We start from the raw sequence: 15,538 nt of genomic DNA, 5'->3' as shown, positions 1-15,538 counted from the left end.
ACGTACCGGCGCAACACCCGTTTGGTCGGAAGGTGGTGCCGAATCCAGTTCGACGTTCTCAGCTGCTATTTACCCAAATTATACCAAGATGCAGGGCGCGCCCCTACCGACGCATCATCCGCTCAAATCGTTTAAGGCTGCATGCTACCAAGCTAGTTCTATTGTTGTGCGCGTTCGTCTTGGTGGGGAAAGATGGCCGTTCGTAGATTGTCATTGGGGCAGCCTCCCGCACCAGAAGCGCGGAGGCGCTGGCATGAGGAGCGGTCGCTGCATCGCGCGATGAGGATGGCTCGCGTATGGTATTGGGAGTCGCACAGCGCCACTGCGACCAATTTCTGGGAATCAGCAGAATTCGCTTCCCTCTACGACTTCCAAACTCCCGATGGTTCCGCTCCCATTGCTGCAATGCGAGAGCGTTACCTACCCGAAAGCCGCGATGTTTTAGCGGCCCATTACTCAGCATGTTGGGCGGAGGGTCAGCCATTTGCGATACAGACGAAACTTCTGAGATCCGATGGCACTCAGCTTGATTGCGTAGTGCATGGCGAACCAGAGTTCGCCCCGAACGGTCAAGTTCAGCGGGTGTTCGGCGTTGTCCGGGACGTAACCCCGGAAACTTCTGCCCTACGACTTTTGGCAGAGAGCGAACAGCGGCTCGCGGATTTCGTCAGTACCGCTTCGGACTGGTGTTGGGAGACTGGACCCGACCATCGGCTGCTTCCCTATCCTAAGTCACTTGATGGAAATGCAGCCTTACAAAATGTAGCTTCCGGCGGAAAGGCGCGCTGGGAGCTATCTTATGCACCCGAAGAAGAAGGCTCCATGGCCTTGCACAGGGCGGACATGGAAGCCCAGCGCCCCTTCCGTGACTTTGTCTACACATCGATTGGGAATGATGGCTCGCGGATCAGTATTTGCACGAGCGGCAAGCCGATCTTCGCCGATGACGGGACATTCCTAGGCTATCGCGGCACGGCGAGCGATATCACACAGCTCAGAACAGCCCGCGCGTTGCTCGACCAGCGAACCCACGCTCTGGAAGATGCTCATCGCCTGGGCAAAATAGGAACCTGGAATCACCGACTGGACACCCGCCGAACGGTATGGTCGCTTGAACTCTATCAAATGCTTGGCCTGGACCCTACCACCTTTGAACCAACCGATGAGAGTACCAGGCCTTATTTTCTAGAAAACGATGCCGATCGTCTTCTGAACATGCAGAAGCGCATTCTTCGCAGCAGCAAGACGGAAGCCACAGACATACGAATTGTGCACGCTGACGGCACGACGCGCGATCTGGCCGTCATATGCAAAGCGGAGATTATTCACGGAGAGATTGTCGGCATAGTTGGCACTGCTCAAGATGTCACCGATCGCAAAGAAGCTGAGCGCAAGCTCGAGCTACTTGCTTATACCGATCCTTTGACAGGACTTGCCAATCGCGCTCTCTTTAAGCGTAAACTCGCCGGTCTTTTCGAGAAGCCGATCTCGGAAAATGGACACGACGCTCTGTTACTAATAGACCTTGATCGATTTAAAGAGATCAACGATTCCCTCGGTCATTCCGCTGGCGACAGCTTGCTGATCCACGTCGCGAATGTCCTGAGACAAGAGCTGGGTCCGCAAGCTTTCGTTGCCCGGATCGGCGGCGACGAATTTGCCGTGCTGACGGACGAGCCCTCCACGTCTGCCAAAGCGCTGCTCATCCTTGCAAATCGGCTTATCGCTAAGTTATCGGTCCCCGTCGAACTCGCCGAAGGCGAGGCCTGCATTGGCGCCACCATCGGCATTGCTGTCTTGCCAGAACATGGGGCAACGGCGGAGAAAGCTTCTCGCAACGCAGACCTTGCGCTTTACATGGCCAAAGAGGCAGGACGCGGCCGAGCGCAGCTTTTTGAGCCTATTTACGCTCAGGCGGCTGATCAAAGGTTAGACCTCGGCCGACGCCTCCGCCACGCCGTAGAGACTGGGGGCCTCCAAGCACATTACCAGCCACAAGTCGATTTGAAGACCGGCCGCGTAAGTGGTTTCGAAGCGCTACTGCGCTGGGATCATCCTGAGCGGGGGCCGATTGCACCTTCGGAGCTCATTCCCATTGCGGAAAGCACTGGTCTCATTGTTGATCTCGGCCATTGGGTGCTACGCAACGCCTGCAAGCAAATGCGCAGTTGGCTAGATGCCGGATTGCCGCCACGATCTATTTCGGTGAACGTTTCTCCGGCTCAAATCTGGAGTGGGGATTTTGAGGCAGTAGTTTCAACTGTGCTCGCAGAGACCGGCCTTCCTTCAGAACTGCTCTGCCTGGAACTGACTGAAAATTTGTTTGTCGATCATACCAAGCAGAAAGTCAGTAACACGCTTACAGCCTTATCGAAATTAGGCGTCCAGCTGGCGCTTGATGATTTCGGTTCCGGCTATTCTTCGCTGGGCTATTTGACGCGTCTTCCATTCACTTGTCTGAAGATTGATCGGACATTCGTAGACGGCATTGCAACCGCGCCCGAGAAACGTAAGCTGCTCGGTGGGATGATCGCTCTATCGCATGGGCTGGGAATGAGTGTCGTCGCCGAAGGGGCCGAAATGGCGGCGGAGGTGGACTTGCTCGCCGCGTTCGACTGCGATTTCGTGCAGGGCTACGTCTTCTCTCCGCCCATCGCAGCCGAGCAAGCGCCTTTGGTGGCAAAAAACATAGAGCGCGACGCCAAATGGATGAATCGAAAAGCATAACCTTCGTTATGGAAGTGGAGCGTTTGTTACTGCGGTTTGTTCCCGATCAGGCCGCAACACGGCAATTGAAGTATAGGATAGTATCAATATCTTCCGCTGAGCAGGCGAAGCGGCATGCAGATTTACTAGCTCAGAATCGCGGTAACTGGACTGACTGCAAAACACCGCCGTGTCCGCTTCGTGCCAAGAGCCGCCCTCAGCTCACCTATAGTCCTTTTAGCCGTATGACTGATCCGGCCACTTTGCGGGGCACGGGCTCAGATTCGAAGCCCAAATTTTCCCGCGGGAAGAAATGTGCGGCCGCGCGCCAACTTGGAGGAAGCGCGCGACCGCGGCGCCGCGAGAGCTACGACAGCCTCGTGGCGGACTACTTGCGGCGAACCGCTATCGTGTTTTGCGGGCGAAGCCGGCTTTGCTACCCGATGATCGCTTTAACCTCCAGATATTCTTCGAAGCCGAAAACCCCGAACTCGCGCCCATTGCCGGACTGCTTGTATCCTCCAAATGGCAGGCTCCGGTCGAATGCAGCGCCGTTGAGGTAAACACGTCCTGCGCGGATGCGATTGGCGACGGTGCGCGCACGGATGCGGTCACGCGATTGCACGAAGCCCGCCAGTCCGAATGGCGTATCATTGGCAATCTCAATGGCCTCGTCCTCGCTGTCATAGCTCATGATGGACAGCACAGGACCGAACACCTCCTCGCGCGCAATTCTCATTTGCGACGTCACGTCGCCGAACACCGTGGGGCGAACGTAGTATCCGCGATTGAGCCCGGCCGGCCGGCCCGTTCCGCCCGTTACTAGGGTCGCGCCCTCGTCGATGCCGGACTGGATCAGGTCCTGCACTTTCTCGAACTGTGACTGGCTCACCAAAGGTCCCATGGTGGACGCCGGATCGAGCGGATCGCCAAGACGAATGCTGCCGACGGCTTCACTTGCCGCGGCGAAGGCTGCGTCGCGCTGTGCGCGCGGAATCAGCATGCGCGTGGGCGACTGGCAGTTCTGGCCAGCATTTGTGTAGCAGGCGTGAACGCCCTGTATCACGGCAGCTTTCAGATCAGCATCCGGAAGGATGATATTGGCGGACTTGCCGCCCAGTTCCTGCGCGACACGCTTGACCGTATCCGCCGCAAGCTTCGCCACCCGAACACCAGCCGTCGTCGATCCGGTGAATGACACCATGTCGATCTCGGGATGGCCGGCGATTGCCTCACCCACCGTCGGACCATCGCCGTTCACCACATTGAACACACCCGCTGGAATGCCGGCGTCATGCACGATCTCGGCGAACAGCATGGAGCTCAGCGGAGCGATTTCACTGGGCTTGAGAATGACCGTGCAGCCGGCGGCCAGCGCTGGCGCGACCTTCGAAGCCACCTGGTTCAACGGCCAGTTCCACGGCGTGATCAGACCGCAGACACCGATCGGCTCGCGGCGAACGACCCCGCCTCCCATTGGTTCTTCGAACCTGTAGTCCGCAAGCACGCGCGCAGCTTCCTCGAAATGAAACAGCGCAACGGTCGCCTGGCGCTCCGTCGCAAAGGTGATCGGTGATCCCATTTCCAGCGTCATCATCCGCGCCAGTTCCGGCAGACGTGCCCTGAATCCCTCGATGATCTTCTGAAGATAGACGAGGCGATCTTTCACGCTCACTTCGGAATATGTCGCGAAGGCGCGGCGGGCGGCCTGCGCGGCCCGGTCCACATCCCGGCGAGAGCCCAGGCTGATCCGCGCGAAGGCCTCCTCCGTCGCAGGATTGAAAACTTCAAGAGTTGACGGTGTGACGGGATCCACCCAGGAGCCGTCGATATAGAACTTCAGCTTGTCCATCTTCTCCATCCGTAACGCCTACATAGCCATTGTGTTTGGAGCTCGCGGCCCCGCCGTCGCTATCTCGCCGCAACTCCCGCCGCTGAGTGCTTTAGAGGTGCCTGCCCTCATCCACGGGCACGACGATCCCCGTCGAGCTCGTCAGGCTGACGATGCAGGCCATCACCGCTCTTGCGACATCGTCGGGCGTCGTGATGCGGGCAAGCGGGAGTTTTTCGGCGACCCGCTGCAACTGTTCCCGCGTCCGGCCGGCGACGAAATCCGTATCCACGCCGGCCGGCGAAATGGAAAACACCCGGATTTTGGGTGCGAGCACTTTCGCGAGCGCGATCGTCAACGCGTCGACGCCAGCCTTGGCGGAGAGATAAGCGAGGCTGCTTCCCAGCCCGGTGCGTGCGGCAATGGACGAAATGTTCACAATGGCAGCGCCGCTGCCGCGCTCGAGCAATGGACGGAAAGCGCGCACCATGGCGAAAGGCCCCCGCAGGTTGACGGTCACGGTCCGGTCGAAGATCTCGTCGGTCAGTGCGTCAAGATCGTTGGCGGGCACTGGCGTCGTGGCGCCTCCACAATTGACCAGTACATCGAGCCGGCCGTACTCCTTCTGCACCCGCGCCGCGGCTTCGGCGATAGAGGATGGATCGTCGATCGCGATGCGCAGAGCGAGATGCCCGGTACCCTGTAGCCCGCTCACGACATCTTCCGCCAGCTCCTTGCGGCTGTTGTAGCCGACCACGACAGCCGATCCGCCAGCGGCGAGCCGCGCTGCCGTCGCCTTGCCGATTCCGCTGCTGCCGCCGGTGACGAGCGCCACTTTGGGAGTCGATAGCGCGGGAACATCGATGCTAGTCACGTCAGTCACTTCATCACTCCCGATCGTCAGGCGACATACCGGCAACAGCGCGACACTGCGCCGTACCGGCCTCGTCCTTGCTACATTGCAATTTTTGCCGCTTCGATGACCGGCCGCCACTTGGCGAGTTCGGCCGCGACGAATGCCTTGAGATCGTCCGGCGATCCACCGACGCCCAGCAATGCATTCTGCCCGAGAATAGCCTTTCCCTTTTCACTCTGAAGAAAGCTGTTCACGATGCTGTTCAACTTGGCGACGATCTCGGGCGACGTCCCGATCGGCGCGACCATGGCGTACCACGCTGAAGCCTCGAAGCCCTTGAACCCCATCTCCTGCACTGTGGGCACGGCCGGCAGTTGCGCGGCCCGCTGGCTGGTCGTGACGGCAAGCGCCTGCACTTTTCCGGAGGTGACCAGCGGTACATAGGTTGGCATGAAGTCGATGACGATATCGATCTGACCGCCGAGCAAATCTGTCATCAGCGGTGATGTGCCGCGATACGGCACGTTGGTCATCTTGACGCCGACGGACCTCTGCACCAGTTCCGACGTGATGTGTCCGAGCGTACCGTTGCCGGGATGTCCCACATTGACCTTGTCGGGGTTCTGCTTCGCATAAGCGATCAGCTCTTCGAACGTCTTCGCTGGAAAGTCGGCGCGCGCGGTCACGATGAGCGGGGACTTAGCGACGAGAACGACCGGCGTGAAATCCTTTTCGGAATCATAGGCCAGCCCCTTATACATCAGCTTGTTGAGTGCAATCGGCGCAGGCGTGCCAAACAGGAGCGTGTAGCCGTCAGCGCTCGCCTTGGCCACGGCCGCACCGCCAATGCTGCCGCCTGCCCCCGCACGATTGTCGACGATGAACTGCTTGCCGAGCGCCTCGCTCAGCGCCTGGCCGACCGCGCGCGCGAGCGTATCGACGGCGGATCCTGCCGGAAACGGCACAATCATGGTGACGGTCCGTTCCGGCCATCCTTGCGCGGCGACGTTGTGAACGGGCGTCAGGGCGAGCACGAGACCGCACAGGCCGACTAGCAATGCACGCATGTTTCCTCCGATTTTTAAGATGCAGGCTGTGCCCACTTGTTCAGCGCCATCTTCCGCAGCGCTTTCCCTGTTCGATGTCCTACAATCAAACCGCTATCGAAGTTGCGGAATGTGCCGCCGTTCCGCTGTACGGCATGGCTCGCTCACGCGCTTGCGTGAACAGTCCCCCGGCACGTCTGCCGGGGGCTCTTGTTTTCAACACCGCCCCAGTGGTCGATCAGGCTCAGAACGATCGCAGGATCTGAACCGCGCCGTTGTAGAGGTTCTGATCGCGCACGGCGTAGGATGTGCCCGCCGGCTTGCCCACGACGTTGCCGGTGTAGGTGCCACCCAGGCTCTGATCCATGCGGCTGTAGATGAATTCCGCCGAGAGCGTCAGATTTTGAACGGGCGTCCAGGCTGTTCTGGTGCCGACCTGCGTGGTGGCAAAGTCGAAGTTGTTGCTGGTCCCGGACAGAACGCCGGCGGACGAAGCCGCTGCCGAGGACGAACTGGTGCCGAAGCCCCGCGTGGTCGAGGCGAATGCCCCTGCCAACAGAGCATTGCCCGCGTCGCCGTAAGAGATGTGGCTGTAGTTGGCGAAGAGAGAGGTGCGCCACGCCGGGTTCCAGTAATGCTCGAAGAAGCCGCTGACTTCCCAAGCCGAGCTCTGCACGATCTGGCCGCCGGGCGCATAGACGCCATCGAGAACGTAGCCGAAGCCAACGGTGTTGCCATCAAACTTGGCGAACCGCCCGCCGCCCAGCGTATCGACGGTGCCCGCGAAGACGTATTTCGCAGCGCCCTTGGCGTAGGAGGCTTCCAGCTTGAGGCTGTCGCCCGCGCCCGTCGGCAGGTTCTTGAACTCGACAGCGCCGCTTACGGCGAAGCCATAGGCATCGTCAGGGTGGCCGGAGGGTTCATTGGTGTAGTATTGCGCCGTCGCCTGATGAAGGGCTGCAGCGAGATGCAGCGTGCCCCATGCCTGATCGAGGCGCAGGTTGCCGACAACGTCCGGCATATGGTTGCCGCCCGTGGCATTGCCGAGGAACGTGTTCGACGACGAACCGTAGAATGCGCCGGTGAACTGCGAGGCACCGGGCGCCACGATGAACGTGTTCACGTTCCACAAGCCGGCATTGCGATAGGGCGACGCATTCTCGAGCGAGATGGTGCCGGAGACGCCGTTGCCGAACGACGCCGTATAGGCCAGCTGCGGGATGCCGGTCGCGTTGTTGGAGCCCGCGAAAAAGCCGGAGGCGATCGTCGGCTTGGCGAGCGCCCATTGCGGGTCGAACTGCGAGACGGCCTTGCCGAAGGTGAAGCCTGCGAACTGGATGAACGCGAAATCCACTTCGACGTAGCCACCGGCGATGCTTTCACGTCCTTGCGCGAAATCGAAATGAATGTTGGAGAATGTGCGGAGCAGACCGTATTCGGTCGCTGTGCGCGTATCGGTGGTCAGCGTCAGGCGCGGCTTGGTGTTGAAATAGTCCTTCGTGTAGAGATTGTTGCCGCCGGCGCCGCCGAACCAGTACGGCACGTCATAATTGCTCGCAGCATTGAAGGCGGTATCGATGCGAAGTGCACCGCCGATCTTGATGCAGGTGTCGGTGCCCGGGATGTAATAGAAGCCCGCGCCGTAAAGCGAACAGATCTTCACATATTCGACCGCCTTGGCCTTCACCGGAAGATCGGCTGCGTATGCACCGCCGATCGCGAGAATCCCTGCCGCCGAGCCGAGAACAAGAGTCTTGATAGTCGTCGTCATTATAGCCCTCCGAATTGCCGTCGTTTCCTCAGTGAAATGTTACTTGGCCGCCCATCGCCGGCTCGCGTTTGTTGTACGCGAGGGCGTAACGCTGTTTTGATAGAGGATATTGATGGTGAGATCGGCCTGTCAACGATGGCGGCGAATTTCGGGCCAATGATGAACGGAGTGTGTCATTCGCGTTGCATTGACGCACAAACGAAGGGTACCGTTTCGTCATCGCGAACAACTATCAAAACGCATGCGCGCCGCACGTCGAGAACGATGATCGCGAGCCCGCCAATGGAGCTCGTATCGTATCGCCTCGCTGCGGAATTGCCGGCGATCGATTTAGTGAGTCGCTCCGCGAGATGCCGCGCGCTGCGGCTCGCGCGCGCGGCGATATCATTGGGCGTGTAGGGCAGCGCATCCATGGTCGGCGTATGAATGCCGCCGAACTATTGTCGAACCGGCGTCGTTCGATCCCGCAGCGGATGCGGACTGCTGTTTGGCGCGCTCCGTCAGCTCACGCCGCCATCGGCGATGATCGTACGCCCGGTGAGCCATTTCGCCTCCGGCGACGCGAGGAATAGCGCAACACCGGCGATGTCGTCGGTCTGCCCGACGCGACCGAGCGGCGTCATCGCCGCGATCCCTGCGCCGCGCTCGGCCAGGATCTGCGTCGTCATGTCGGTCTCGATCACGCCGGGCGCGATCGTGTTGACTGTGATCCCGCGCGGGCCGAATTCCTTGGCGAGCGCATGCGACAGGGCAGCAACCGCCGCCTTGGAGGCCGCATAGATCGAGGTGGTCGGGATCGGCCGGGTAGCGAGTGCGGAGGAGAAATTGATGATCCGTCCTCCCGGCGCGGTCAGATGCGGGAGCGCCGCCTGAATAACAGCGATCGTGCCGAGGACATTGGTATCGAAGGTGGCGCGGAACAGCTCGGGGTCGACCGCCTCGAACGGCCGATATTCCGCGATACCGGCGCAGTTGACCAGAATGTCGAGATGCCCGAACCGCGCAATGACCTGTGCGACCATCGTCCGCGCCTCGTGCGGATTGGAAATGTCACCAGCAACGCCGATGCCTTGTGCCCCCAACTCGGCGATATCACCGAGTACCGCATGCGCCGCCGCGGACTCATTGCGGTAGCCGATCGCCACACGACAGCCCGCGCCGGCAAAACGCCGTGCGATCGCAGCTCCCATCCCGCGCGACCCGCCCGTGACCAGCACGACCTTGTTGCTCAACGAATCCCGGTCGGGCCGCCCTTGATCGCTGGTGCTCATGACCTGCCTCTTTCCGTGGGAGTGACTACTGCGATGCCGGCGTGCGGCGCCATGTCTTCGACTGCCTTTTGCAATCGCAGGCTCCATTGCCTCAGATACACTTCGCGGCCTTCGGCATCGACGCGCGGCGCGGCGTAAGCGACGAACGGTTCAAGAGCTGTCATGCCAAGATACTCGATCATCAGGCGCTGTGCCGGCCACAGCACAGTCTGGATATCGCCATAAGCGTCGCCAGCCGAGAACCGTTGCCGGGTGCCGCCGGTGCTGAGGCACAGCAGACCGCGCTTGTCGGGAAAGAAGCCGCTGTCGAAGCGGCGGCCATCGGCATAGGCGAAGCCAAAGGCAAGGACGCGGTCGAACCAGCCCTTCAGAATGGCCGGCATGCCGCCCCACCAGATCGGATAGAGCCAGACGACAAGATCGGCGTCGCGAAGGCGCTGCTGCTCACGCACGAGGTCGGCCGCGAAACCGCCGGTGCCGTGCGCATGGGCCTGTTCGGTCTGATAGTGAAAACGTCCCGCGTCCGCCACGGCATTGAAGTCGTGTCGGCCGGCGACCGGATCGAACCGTTCGGCATACAGATCGGACACCACCACCGCGTGGCCGGCCTGCCGCAATGTCGCGACACCGGCATCCTTCAGGGCACCCGTGAAGGAGGTCGGCTCGGGATGCGCATAGATCATCAGGACGTTCATCGCGATACTCTCGCAAGCGACATCATTGGATCAGGCGCTCTTAGCCCGGCCGGCGAACAACCCACTGGGGAAAAACAGCAGCACGATGAGCAGCACCGTCAGCGCCACGATGTTCTTGAAGCCCGCGCCGAAGAACACGATGGCACCGGACTGGATGACGCCAAGGAAGATGCCGCCGATCAGCGCCGCCGGCGCACTGCCGAAGCCCCCGATGATCGCCGCGATGAAGCCGTTGATGCCGAACGGCCCGCCGACGCTGTACGCCGTATATTGCGTTGGCGTGATGAGAATGCCGGCTGCGGCGCCCAGCGCTGCACTGAGTGCGAAGGACACGATCAGCATGCGCTCGACGGGAATGCCGAGCAATGCGGCGGCCTCGCGGTTCTGCGAACAGGCCCGCAAAGCGCGTCCCATCCGCGTGCGGTTGAAGAATTGCGTCAGAGCGAACACCATCAGGGCGCCGCAGCCGAGCACCCAGAACAACTGATAGCCGATCGCGATCGGCCCGATCTTCAACGGCCCGCCGGATGTGAATTCAGGGTAGGTCCGCGGCTGATCGCCCAGCGTGAGAATGACGACCTGTTCGATCAGAAGCTGGATAGCCAGAGTCGCGAGAATGATCGCGAACAGCGGCGCTTTGCGACGCCACATCGGATTGATGATGGTGATCTGGACGAGAACACCGATGCCCGCGACCAGGATTGTCGACAGCACCGCCGAGACATAGATCGGCAGGCCGAATTGCGTCAGCAGCGTATGTGCGAACATACCGCCGAGCATGACGAACACGCCCTGCGCGAAATTGACGATACCGCTGGCGTTGTAGATGACGCAAAATCCGATCGCGACCAGTCCGTAGATTAGTCCGATACCGACGCCGTTGACCAGACTCTGAACGAGTTCGACTGCGCTAGGCATTGGCTGCCTCCTCTACGCCGAGATAGGCGGCAATGACTTCGGGATGGACCTTGATTTCGTCCGGCGTGCCTTCGGCGATCTTTCGTCCGAAATCGAGCACCGCGATCCGGTGCGCGATCCGTGTGACCAGTCCGACATCGTGTTCGATCAGCAGCACCGTGGTGCCTTGGCGGTTGATCTTCTGGATGATGTGCGCGAGCGCGTCGGTCTCCTGCGTATTGAGACCGGCGGCGGGCTCGTCGAGCAGTAGCAGCCGCGGCTTGGATGCGAGCGCGCGTGCGACTTCGAGCAGTCGTTGTTGACCATAGGGCAGCAATTCGGCATCGAGATCGGACTGCGCGCCAAGCCCGACGAAATCGAGCAGTTCGCGCGCCCGCTCGTGAACCTCGGCTTCCTGCCGGCGAAACCAGGATGGCCGCAGCAGTGCCGCGGCGACGCCGCCGCGGGTCGCGAGGTGGCAACCGACCTCGACATTCTCGGCGACGGACATGCCCTTGAACAGCTGCACGAGCTGAAACGTCCGGATCAACCCCATAGCGGCGATCTGATCCTGGCGCATGCGGGTGGTGTCGCGGCCATCGAATGCGATGCTTCCCGAGGTCGAACTCAGGAAACCGGAGATCATGCTGAAGAACGTCGTCTTGCCCGCACCGTTCGGGCCGATGACCGCGAACAGGCTGCCTTGCGGCACGTCGAGATCGATCTCGTTATTGGCGAGCAGCCCGCCGAAACGCTTGGTCAGACCCTTGACCTTGAGGAGCGCCATGGTCACGCCTCCCCTTTGTCTTTGCGCGGGCGAAACAGTCCACCGAGCGCCGACAGGCCCTTGGGCGCATAGATCAGCATCAGCAGCAGCACCAGCGCATAGGCGATGTCCTGGAAGCGGCCGGTGCTGCGGAAGATCTCCGGCAGCAGAGATGCAACAATGGCGCCGACGACCGGACCGATCAGCGTGCCGACGCCTCCGACATAGAGCATCGTAAAGGTCACGATGACCATCTGCGGGCCGAACACTTCGGGACTGATGAAGCCAACCGTATGCGCGAACAGCGATCCGGCGGCCGACGCATACAATCCGGCGATGACGAAGGCGATAAGCTTGAAGCGCGAAATCCGAATGCCGAGCGCAGCGGCGCCGTTCTCGCTTCCGGAAATGGCGCGCAGTCCGCGGCCGAAACGGGAATCGCGCAGGCGCTGCGAGATCCAGAAACCGACCAGCAGCAGCCCACCGAGGCAGAGCAGCTTCAGCCGTTCGTCCTCGACGGTCAGGCTGCCGATGCCGAGCGGTGGAATGCCAGCATAGCCCATATAGCCCTGGGTCAGGCTGGTCCACTGGACCGAGATGTCATAGGTAATGAGGCCCAGCGCGAAGGTCGCCATCGCGAGATAGTGGCCGCGCAGACGCAGCGTCGGATAGCCAATCACCAGCGCGGCTATTCCCGCCACGCCCATCGAGGCGATCAGGGCAAGCACAGGCTCCCAGTTGTACTGCACACAGAGAATGGCGCTGCCATAGCCGCCGATGCAGGCGAAGGCGTTCTGGCCGAACGAGGCCTGCCCCGTATAGCCCATGAAGAAATTCAATCCGAGGCAGAAGATGCCATAGATCATCGCGAGCTGCATCACCGTCAGCAGATAGCCGCCATAGATCAGCACGGCGACAAACAGCAGCGCGCCTGCCCCAAGCAGGCCGATGGAGAACCGGTCGAGACGCGCAACCGGCTTAGGTGAAGTAATAGCGAGCAAGGTCATGGTGCGATTCAATCTCGTGCGTCGGCAACTCGGCCCGAACGCTTCCAGAGGCAAGAATGTAAACGCGCTGGGCGAGTTTGAGCGCCAGCGGCGCTTTCTGCTCGACCAGCAAGATACCCAGACCCTCCTTGTTGAGGGCGCCGAGCGTCGACAGGATTTCGGAAGCGACGCGCGGCGCAAGGCCGAGCGACGGCTCGTCGAGAATGAGCAGTTTTGGATCGGCCATCAGTGCCCGGCCGACAGCCAGCATCTGCTGCTCACCGCCGGACATGGACGATGCGGTCTGGTCGATACGCTCGCGCAGCCGTGGAAACAGGGAGAACACCTTCTCCAGCTGCCGCTCGCTGTGGGCCTGCGGTCCGGACAGTTTGTAGGCGCCGAGTTGCAGATTCTCCCGCACGCTCATGTCACCGAACAGGCCCCGCCCTTCCTGCACCATGATGATACCGAGCCCGGCCAGCTCATGGGTGCGTAGATGAGTGACATCCCGGCCGTTGAACACAATCTGCCCGGTGCTGGCGATCAGCCGCGTAATGGCGCGAAGCAAGGTGGTCTTGCCGGCTCCGTTCGGTCCCAGAATGGTCACGAACTCACCGGGCGCCACATGGAGCGCGGTCGACCGCAGCGCTTCGATATGACCGTAGCGGGCCGTCAGATCGCGGACAGCGATCAGGGGGACAATGTCCGCCATCGCCGTCACTTCTTGAGAACCAGAACGCCGTCCTTCACGAAGGCGATCACGTAGGGATTCTTGATAATCCCGATATGGTTCTCCGCGCTGAAGTCGTAGGACGCGCCCGCACCGTCGTAATGGCCGAGTTTCTCGAATGCATCGCGTACGGCCGTCCCATCGGTCGAATTCGCCTTCTTCATGGCGGCAGCCATCATCATGATCGAGTCCCAGGCGCGCGAGGCCTGTGCGTTGTCGGACTTGCCGAACTTCGCCTTCATCGCCCTGACGAACGGCTCCGCAGCCGCGCGGGCGGTGGGATCTGTGATAACGTTGATGTCGTCGGCTGCCACCTGAATAAGCGGCGACGGGACCAGATACTGGTCGCCAAGCACCTTGCCCGCCGAGAGCAGAATATCGAGCTCGTTGATACTGCCCAACATCAGCATCTTGGTCAGGCCGAGGCTGCGGATGTTGTTGACGACGGTTACCACCGCATTGCCTTGCCCCAGCATGATGATCGCCCCGGCGCCAGCCGCATTGATGCGCCCGATCTGAACGCTGAAGTCGGCGTCGTCCTGCTGGTAGGACTCGTTGGCCACGACGGTCAGTCCGAATTCCTCGGCGCCCTTTTCCGCTAGGCCGCGCATCAACAGGCTGTACGGGCTCGGATCGGAGAGGATTCCGACCTTACGGATATCGGTCTTGTCCTTGAGATACCGATAGCGCGCATCCACCTCGAATTTGGGTGGCGGCAGGAACTGGAAGGCCCACTTCTGCTCATCCGGCTGGCGCGGCAGAATGGAACAGAGAAACATCGGCAACTTGGCTCTGGAGACGAAGCTCGCGGCGGCAAAGTTGCCGGCCGAGATGCAGCCGCTGTCGAAGGCGGCGACCTTGTCGTCTGTCATCATTTTCCGATAGACGACCACTGCCTGCTGCGGCGTCGACTTGTTGTCTTCGATCACCAGTTCGAGCTTCTTGCCCAGGACGCCGCCTTGCGCATTGACCGCCTCAATGGCGATCTGCATCCCGTCACGCCAGTGACCGTCGGTCGCCGACCCGTATCCCGTCAAACCCAGCGACGATCCGATCTTGATCGTCTGCTGCGCTGACGCCGGCAGTGCCAGCGCGAGCGCGAACAGCGTGGCGCAAATTGACGCCTTGTGTGGTCTCATGTCTCCGTCCCCCTGTCTGTTTTTTCAGCTTGAGCGCTGATTGCAGATTGATCGATCTAACGCGTGCTCATCCAACCTTGTCCCGGACATCGCGCAGGGCGGCAGTCGCCGCCTGGCGCAGAAAGCCCTGATCCGACGAGAGCACGAAGACGTTGGCGCCGAGCGAATTCAACCAGGCGGCCTCGCTCGCATTGCCAACATAGACGCTGATCGGCTTGTTGGCCTTGCGTGCTGCCTCCGAGATGCGTTCGACTGCGCGCAACACATCGGGCGGATCTTTCGATTCATCGCCAAAGGCCGCGGTCAGGTCGCCCCGCCCAATAAACAGCGAGTCAACGCCGTCGACGGCGGCGATGGCGTCAATCTCGTCCAGCGCCACCGGATCCTCGATCTGGGCTACGAACACCATCCGGGCATCCGAATCCGCAATGTGCCGCCACATCGGTATGCCGGAATAGCGACCCGCACGTGTGCTGGTCGCAAAGCCGCGGCTGCCGCCACGATACCGCAACATTGCCGCCACCTCGCGCGCATAGGCCGCGCTCTTCACATGGGGGACCAGGACGCCGGTGGCGCCGCAATCCAGCACCGAGAGAATGGCCTCCGGTCCCGGCACCCGAACCAGCGCCGGCGTGTCGGTTGCCCGCGCAGCCATCAGCGCGATGTCGCTGCTGGTGCGATCGAATGGACCGTGCTCCTGATCGATCACGACGAAATCATAGCCGATATCGCCGAGGATTTCGGTGCCGTGACCGGTCGGTGTCTTCAGAAACGTGCCGACAAGTTTCTGGCCACCAAGCATGCGTTGCCGGAATGTGGAAGCAGTTGTCATCTTTGATAATCC

Annotated in this window: 13 protein-coding genes; 1 reads left to right on the top strand and 12 read right to left on the bottom strand. The window is 61.1% G+C overall.

Annotated elements, in window-relative coordinates:
• Positions 1 to 285 precede the first annotated feature (285 nt).
• A complete protein-coding gene (locus AB8A23_RS11715) occupies positions 286 to 2,727 on the top strand; it encodes a sensor domain-containing protein (RefSeq protein WP_439059664.1) in 2,442 nt (813 codons plus the stop codon).
• A gap of 415 nt (positions 2,728 to 3,142) precedes the next feature.
• Here AB8A23_RS11715 and AB8A23_RS11710 read toward each other — a convergent pair whose 3' ends face one another.
• From AB8A23_RS11710 to AB8A23_RS11655, 12 genes are all read right to left on the bottom strand, one after another.
• Positions 3,143 to 4,558, bottom strand: coding sequence for an aldehyde dehydrogenase family protein (locus AB8A23_RS11710; RefSeq protein WP_439059665.1), 1,416 nt, complete (start codon positions 4,556 to 4,558; stop codon positions 3,143 to 3,145).
• Between the two features lie 91 nt (positions 4,559 to 4,649).
• A complete protein-coding gene (locus tag AB8A23_RS11705) occupies positions 4,650 to 5,372 on the bottom strand; it encodes an SDR family NAD(P)-dependent oxidoreductase (RefSeq protein WP_439059666.1) in 723 nt (240 codons plus the stop codon).
• A gap of 119 nt (positions 5,373 to 5,491) precedes the next feature.
• Complete coding sequence (locus AB8A23_RS11700; protein ID WP_439059667.1) at positions 5,492 to 6,460, bottom strand: Bug family tripartite tricarboxylate transporter substrate binding protein; 969 nt, start codon at positions 6,458 to 6,460, stop codon at positions 5,492 to 5,494.
• A gap of 223 nt (positions 6,461 to 6,683) precedes the next feature.
• Positions 6,684 to 8,210, bottom strand: a complete 1,527-nt coding sequence (locus AB8A23_RS11695) for a porin (RefSeq protein WP_231079522.1) — start codon at positions 8,208 to 8,210, stop codon at positions 6,684 to 6,686.
• A 500-nt stretch (positions 8,211 to 8,710) separates the two neighbouring features.
• Positions 8,711 to 9,481, bottom strand: coding sequence for an SDR family NAD(P)-dependent oxidoreductase (locus AB8A23_RS11690; RefSeq protein ID WP_120286762.1), 771 nt, complete (start codon positions 9,479 to 9,481; stop codon positions 8,711 to 8,713).
• Positions 9,478 to 10,176 (bottom strand): NAD(P)H-dependent oxidoreductase, encoded by a 699-nt coding sequence (locus tag AB8A23_RS11685; RefSeq protein WP_231079521.1) that lies wholly within the window; start codon positions 10,174 to 10,176, stop codon positions 9,478 to 9,480. The genes AB8A23_RS11690 and AB8A23_RS11685 overlap by 4 nt, the downstream gene beginning before the upstream one ends.
• A 30-nt stretch (positions 10,177 to 10,206) precedes the next feature.
• Positions 10,207 to 11,094: a branched-chain amino acid ABC transporter permease gene (locus AB8A23_RS11680; protein ID WP_120286760.1), complete on the bottom strand. Its 888-nt coding sequence runs from the start codon at positions 11,092 to 11,094 to the stop codon at positions 10,207 to 10,209.
• Positions 11,087 to 11,860, bottom strand: coding sequence for an ABC transporter ATP-binding protein (locus tag AB8A23_RS11675; protein WP_439059668.1), 774 nt, complete (start codon positions 11,858 to 11,860; stop codon positions 11,087 to 11,089). The genes AB8A23_RS11680 and AB8A23_RS11675 overlap by 8 nt, the downstream gene beginning before the upstream one ends.
• Positions 11,861 to 11,862: 2 nt before the next feature.
• Positions 11,863 to 12,846: a branched-chain amino acid ABC transporter permease gene (locus tag AB8A23_RS11670; protein ID WP_309945854.1), complete on the bottom strand. Its 984-nt coding sequence runs from the start codon at positions 12,844 to 12,846 to the stop codon at positions 11,863 to 11,865.
• Positions 12,818 to 13,537, bottom strand: coding sequence for an ABC transporter ATP-binding protein (locus tag AB8A23_RS11665; protein ID WP_244558396.1), 720 nt, complete (start codon positions 13,535 to 13,537; stop codon positions 12,818 to 12,820). Before AB8A23_RS11665 ends, AB8A23_RS11670 begins: the two co-directional genes overlap by 29 nt.
• A gap of 5 nt (positions 13,538 to 13,542) precedes the next feature.
• On the bottom strand, positions 13,543 to 14,694 hold the full coding sequence (locus AB8A23_RS11660) for an ABC transporter substrate-binding protein (RefSeq protein WP_115031017.1): 1,152 nt from the start codon (positions 14,692 to 14,694) through the stop codon (positions 13,543 to 13,545).
• Positions 14,695 to 14,761: 67 nt separating this feature from the next.
• Positions 14,762 to 15,526 (bottom strand): HpcH/HpaI aldolase family protein, encoded by a 765-nt coding sequence (locus tag AB8A23_RS11655; RefSeq protein ID WP_089265623.1) that lies wholly within the window; start codon positions 15,524 to 15,526, stop codon positions 14,762 to 14,764.
• Positions 15,527 to 15,538 lie beyond the last annotated feature (12 nt).

The organism is Tardiphaga sp. 619_E2_N8_4 (assembly GCF_051810905.1).
Taxonomy (GTDB): domain Bacteria; phylum Pseudomonadota; class Alphaproteobacteria; order Rhizobiales; family Xanthobacteraceae; genus Tardiphaga; species Tardiphaga robiniae.
This window is presented reverse-complemented; position numbering and strand designations above follow the sequence as displayed.

Bases quoted from the DNA above. Each gene is read 5' to 3' on its own strand.
- AB8A23_RS11715 (WP_439059664.1), top strand. From the start codon at position 286: ATGGCTCGCGTATGGTATTGGGAGTCGCACAGCGCCACTGCGACCAAT.
- AB8A23_RS11710 (WP_439059665.1), bottom strand. From the start codon at position 4,558: ATGGACAAGCTGAAGTTCTATATCGACGGCTCCTGGGTGGATCCCGTC.
- AB8A23_RS11700 (WP_439059667.1), bottom strand. From the start codon at position 6,460: ATGCGTGCATTGCTAGTCGGCCTGTGCGGTCTCGTGCTCGCCCTGACG.
- AB8A23_RS11695 (WP_231079522.1), bottom strand. From the start codon at position 8,210: ATGACGACGACTATCAAGACTCTTGTTCTCGGCTCGGCGGCAGGGATT.
- AB8A23_RS11690 (WP_120286762.1), bottom strand. From the start codon at position 9,481: ATGAGCACCAGCGATCAAGGGCGGCCCGACCGGGATTCGTTGAGCAAC.
- AB8A23_RS11685 (WP_231079521.1), bottom strand. From the start codon at position 10,176: ATGAACGTCCTGATGATCTATGCGCATCCCGAGCCGACCTCCTTCACG.
- AB8A23_RS11680 (WP_120286760.1), bottom strand. From the start codon at position 11,094: ATGCCTAGCGCAGTCGAACTCGTTCAGAGTCTGGTCAACGGCGTCGGT.
- AB8A23_RS11675 (WP_439059668.1), bottom strand. From the start codon at position 11,860: ATGGCGCTCCTCAAGGTCAAGGGTCTGACCAAGCGTTTCGGCGGGCTG.
- AB8A23_RS11670 (WP_309945854.1), bottom strand. From the start codon at position 12,846: ATGACCTTGCTCGCTATTACTTCACCTAAGCCGGTTGCGCGTCTCGAC.
- AB8A23_RS11665 (WP_244558396.1), bottom strand. From the start codon at position 13,537: ATGGCGGACATTGTCCCCCTGATCGCTGTCCGCGATCTGACGGCCCGC.
- AB8A23_RS11660 (WP_115031017.1), bottom strand. From the start codon at position 14,694: ATGAGACCACACAAGGCGTCAATTTGCGCCACGCTGTTCGCGCTCGCG.
- AB8A23_RS11655 (WP_089265623.1), bottom strand. From the start codon at position 15,526: ATGACAACTGCTTCCACATTCCGGCAACGCATGCTTGGTGGCCAGAAA.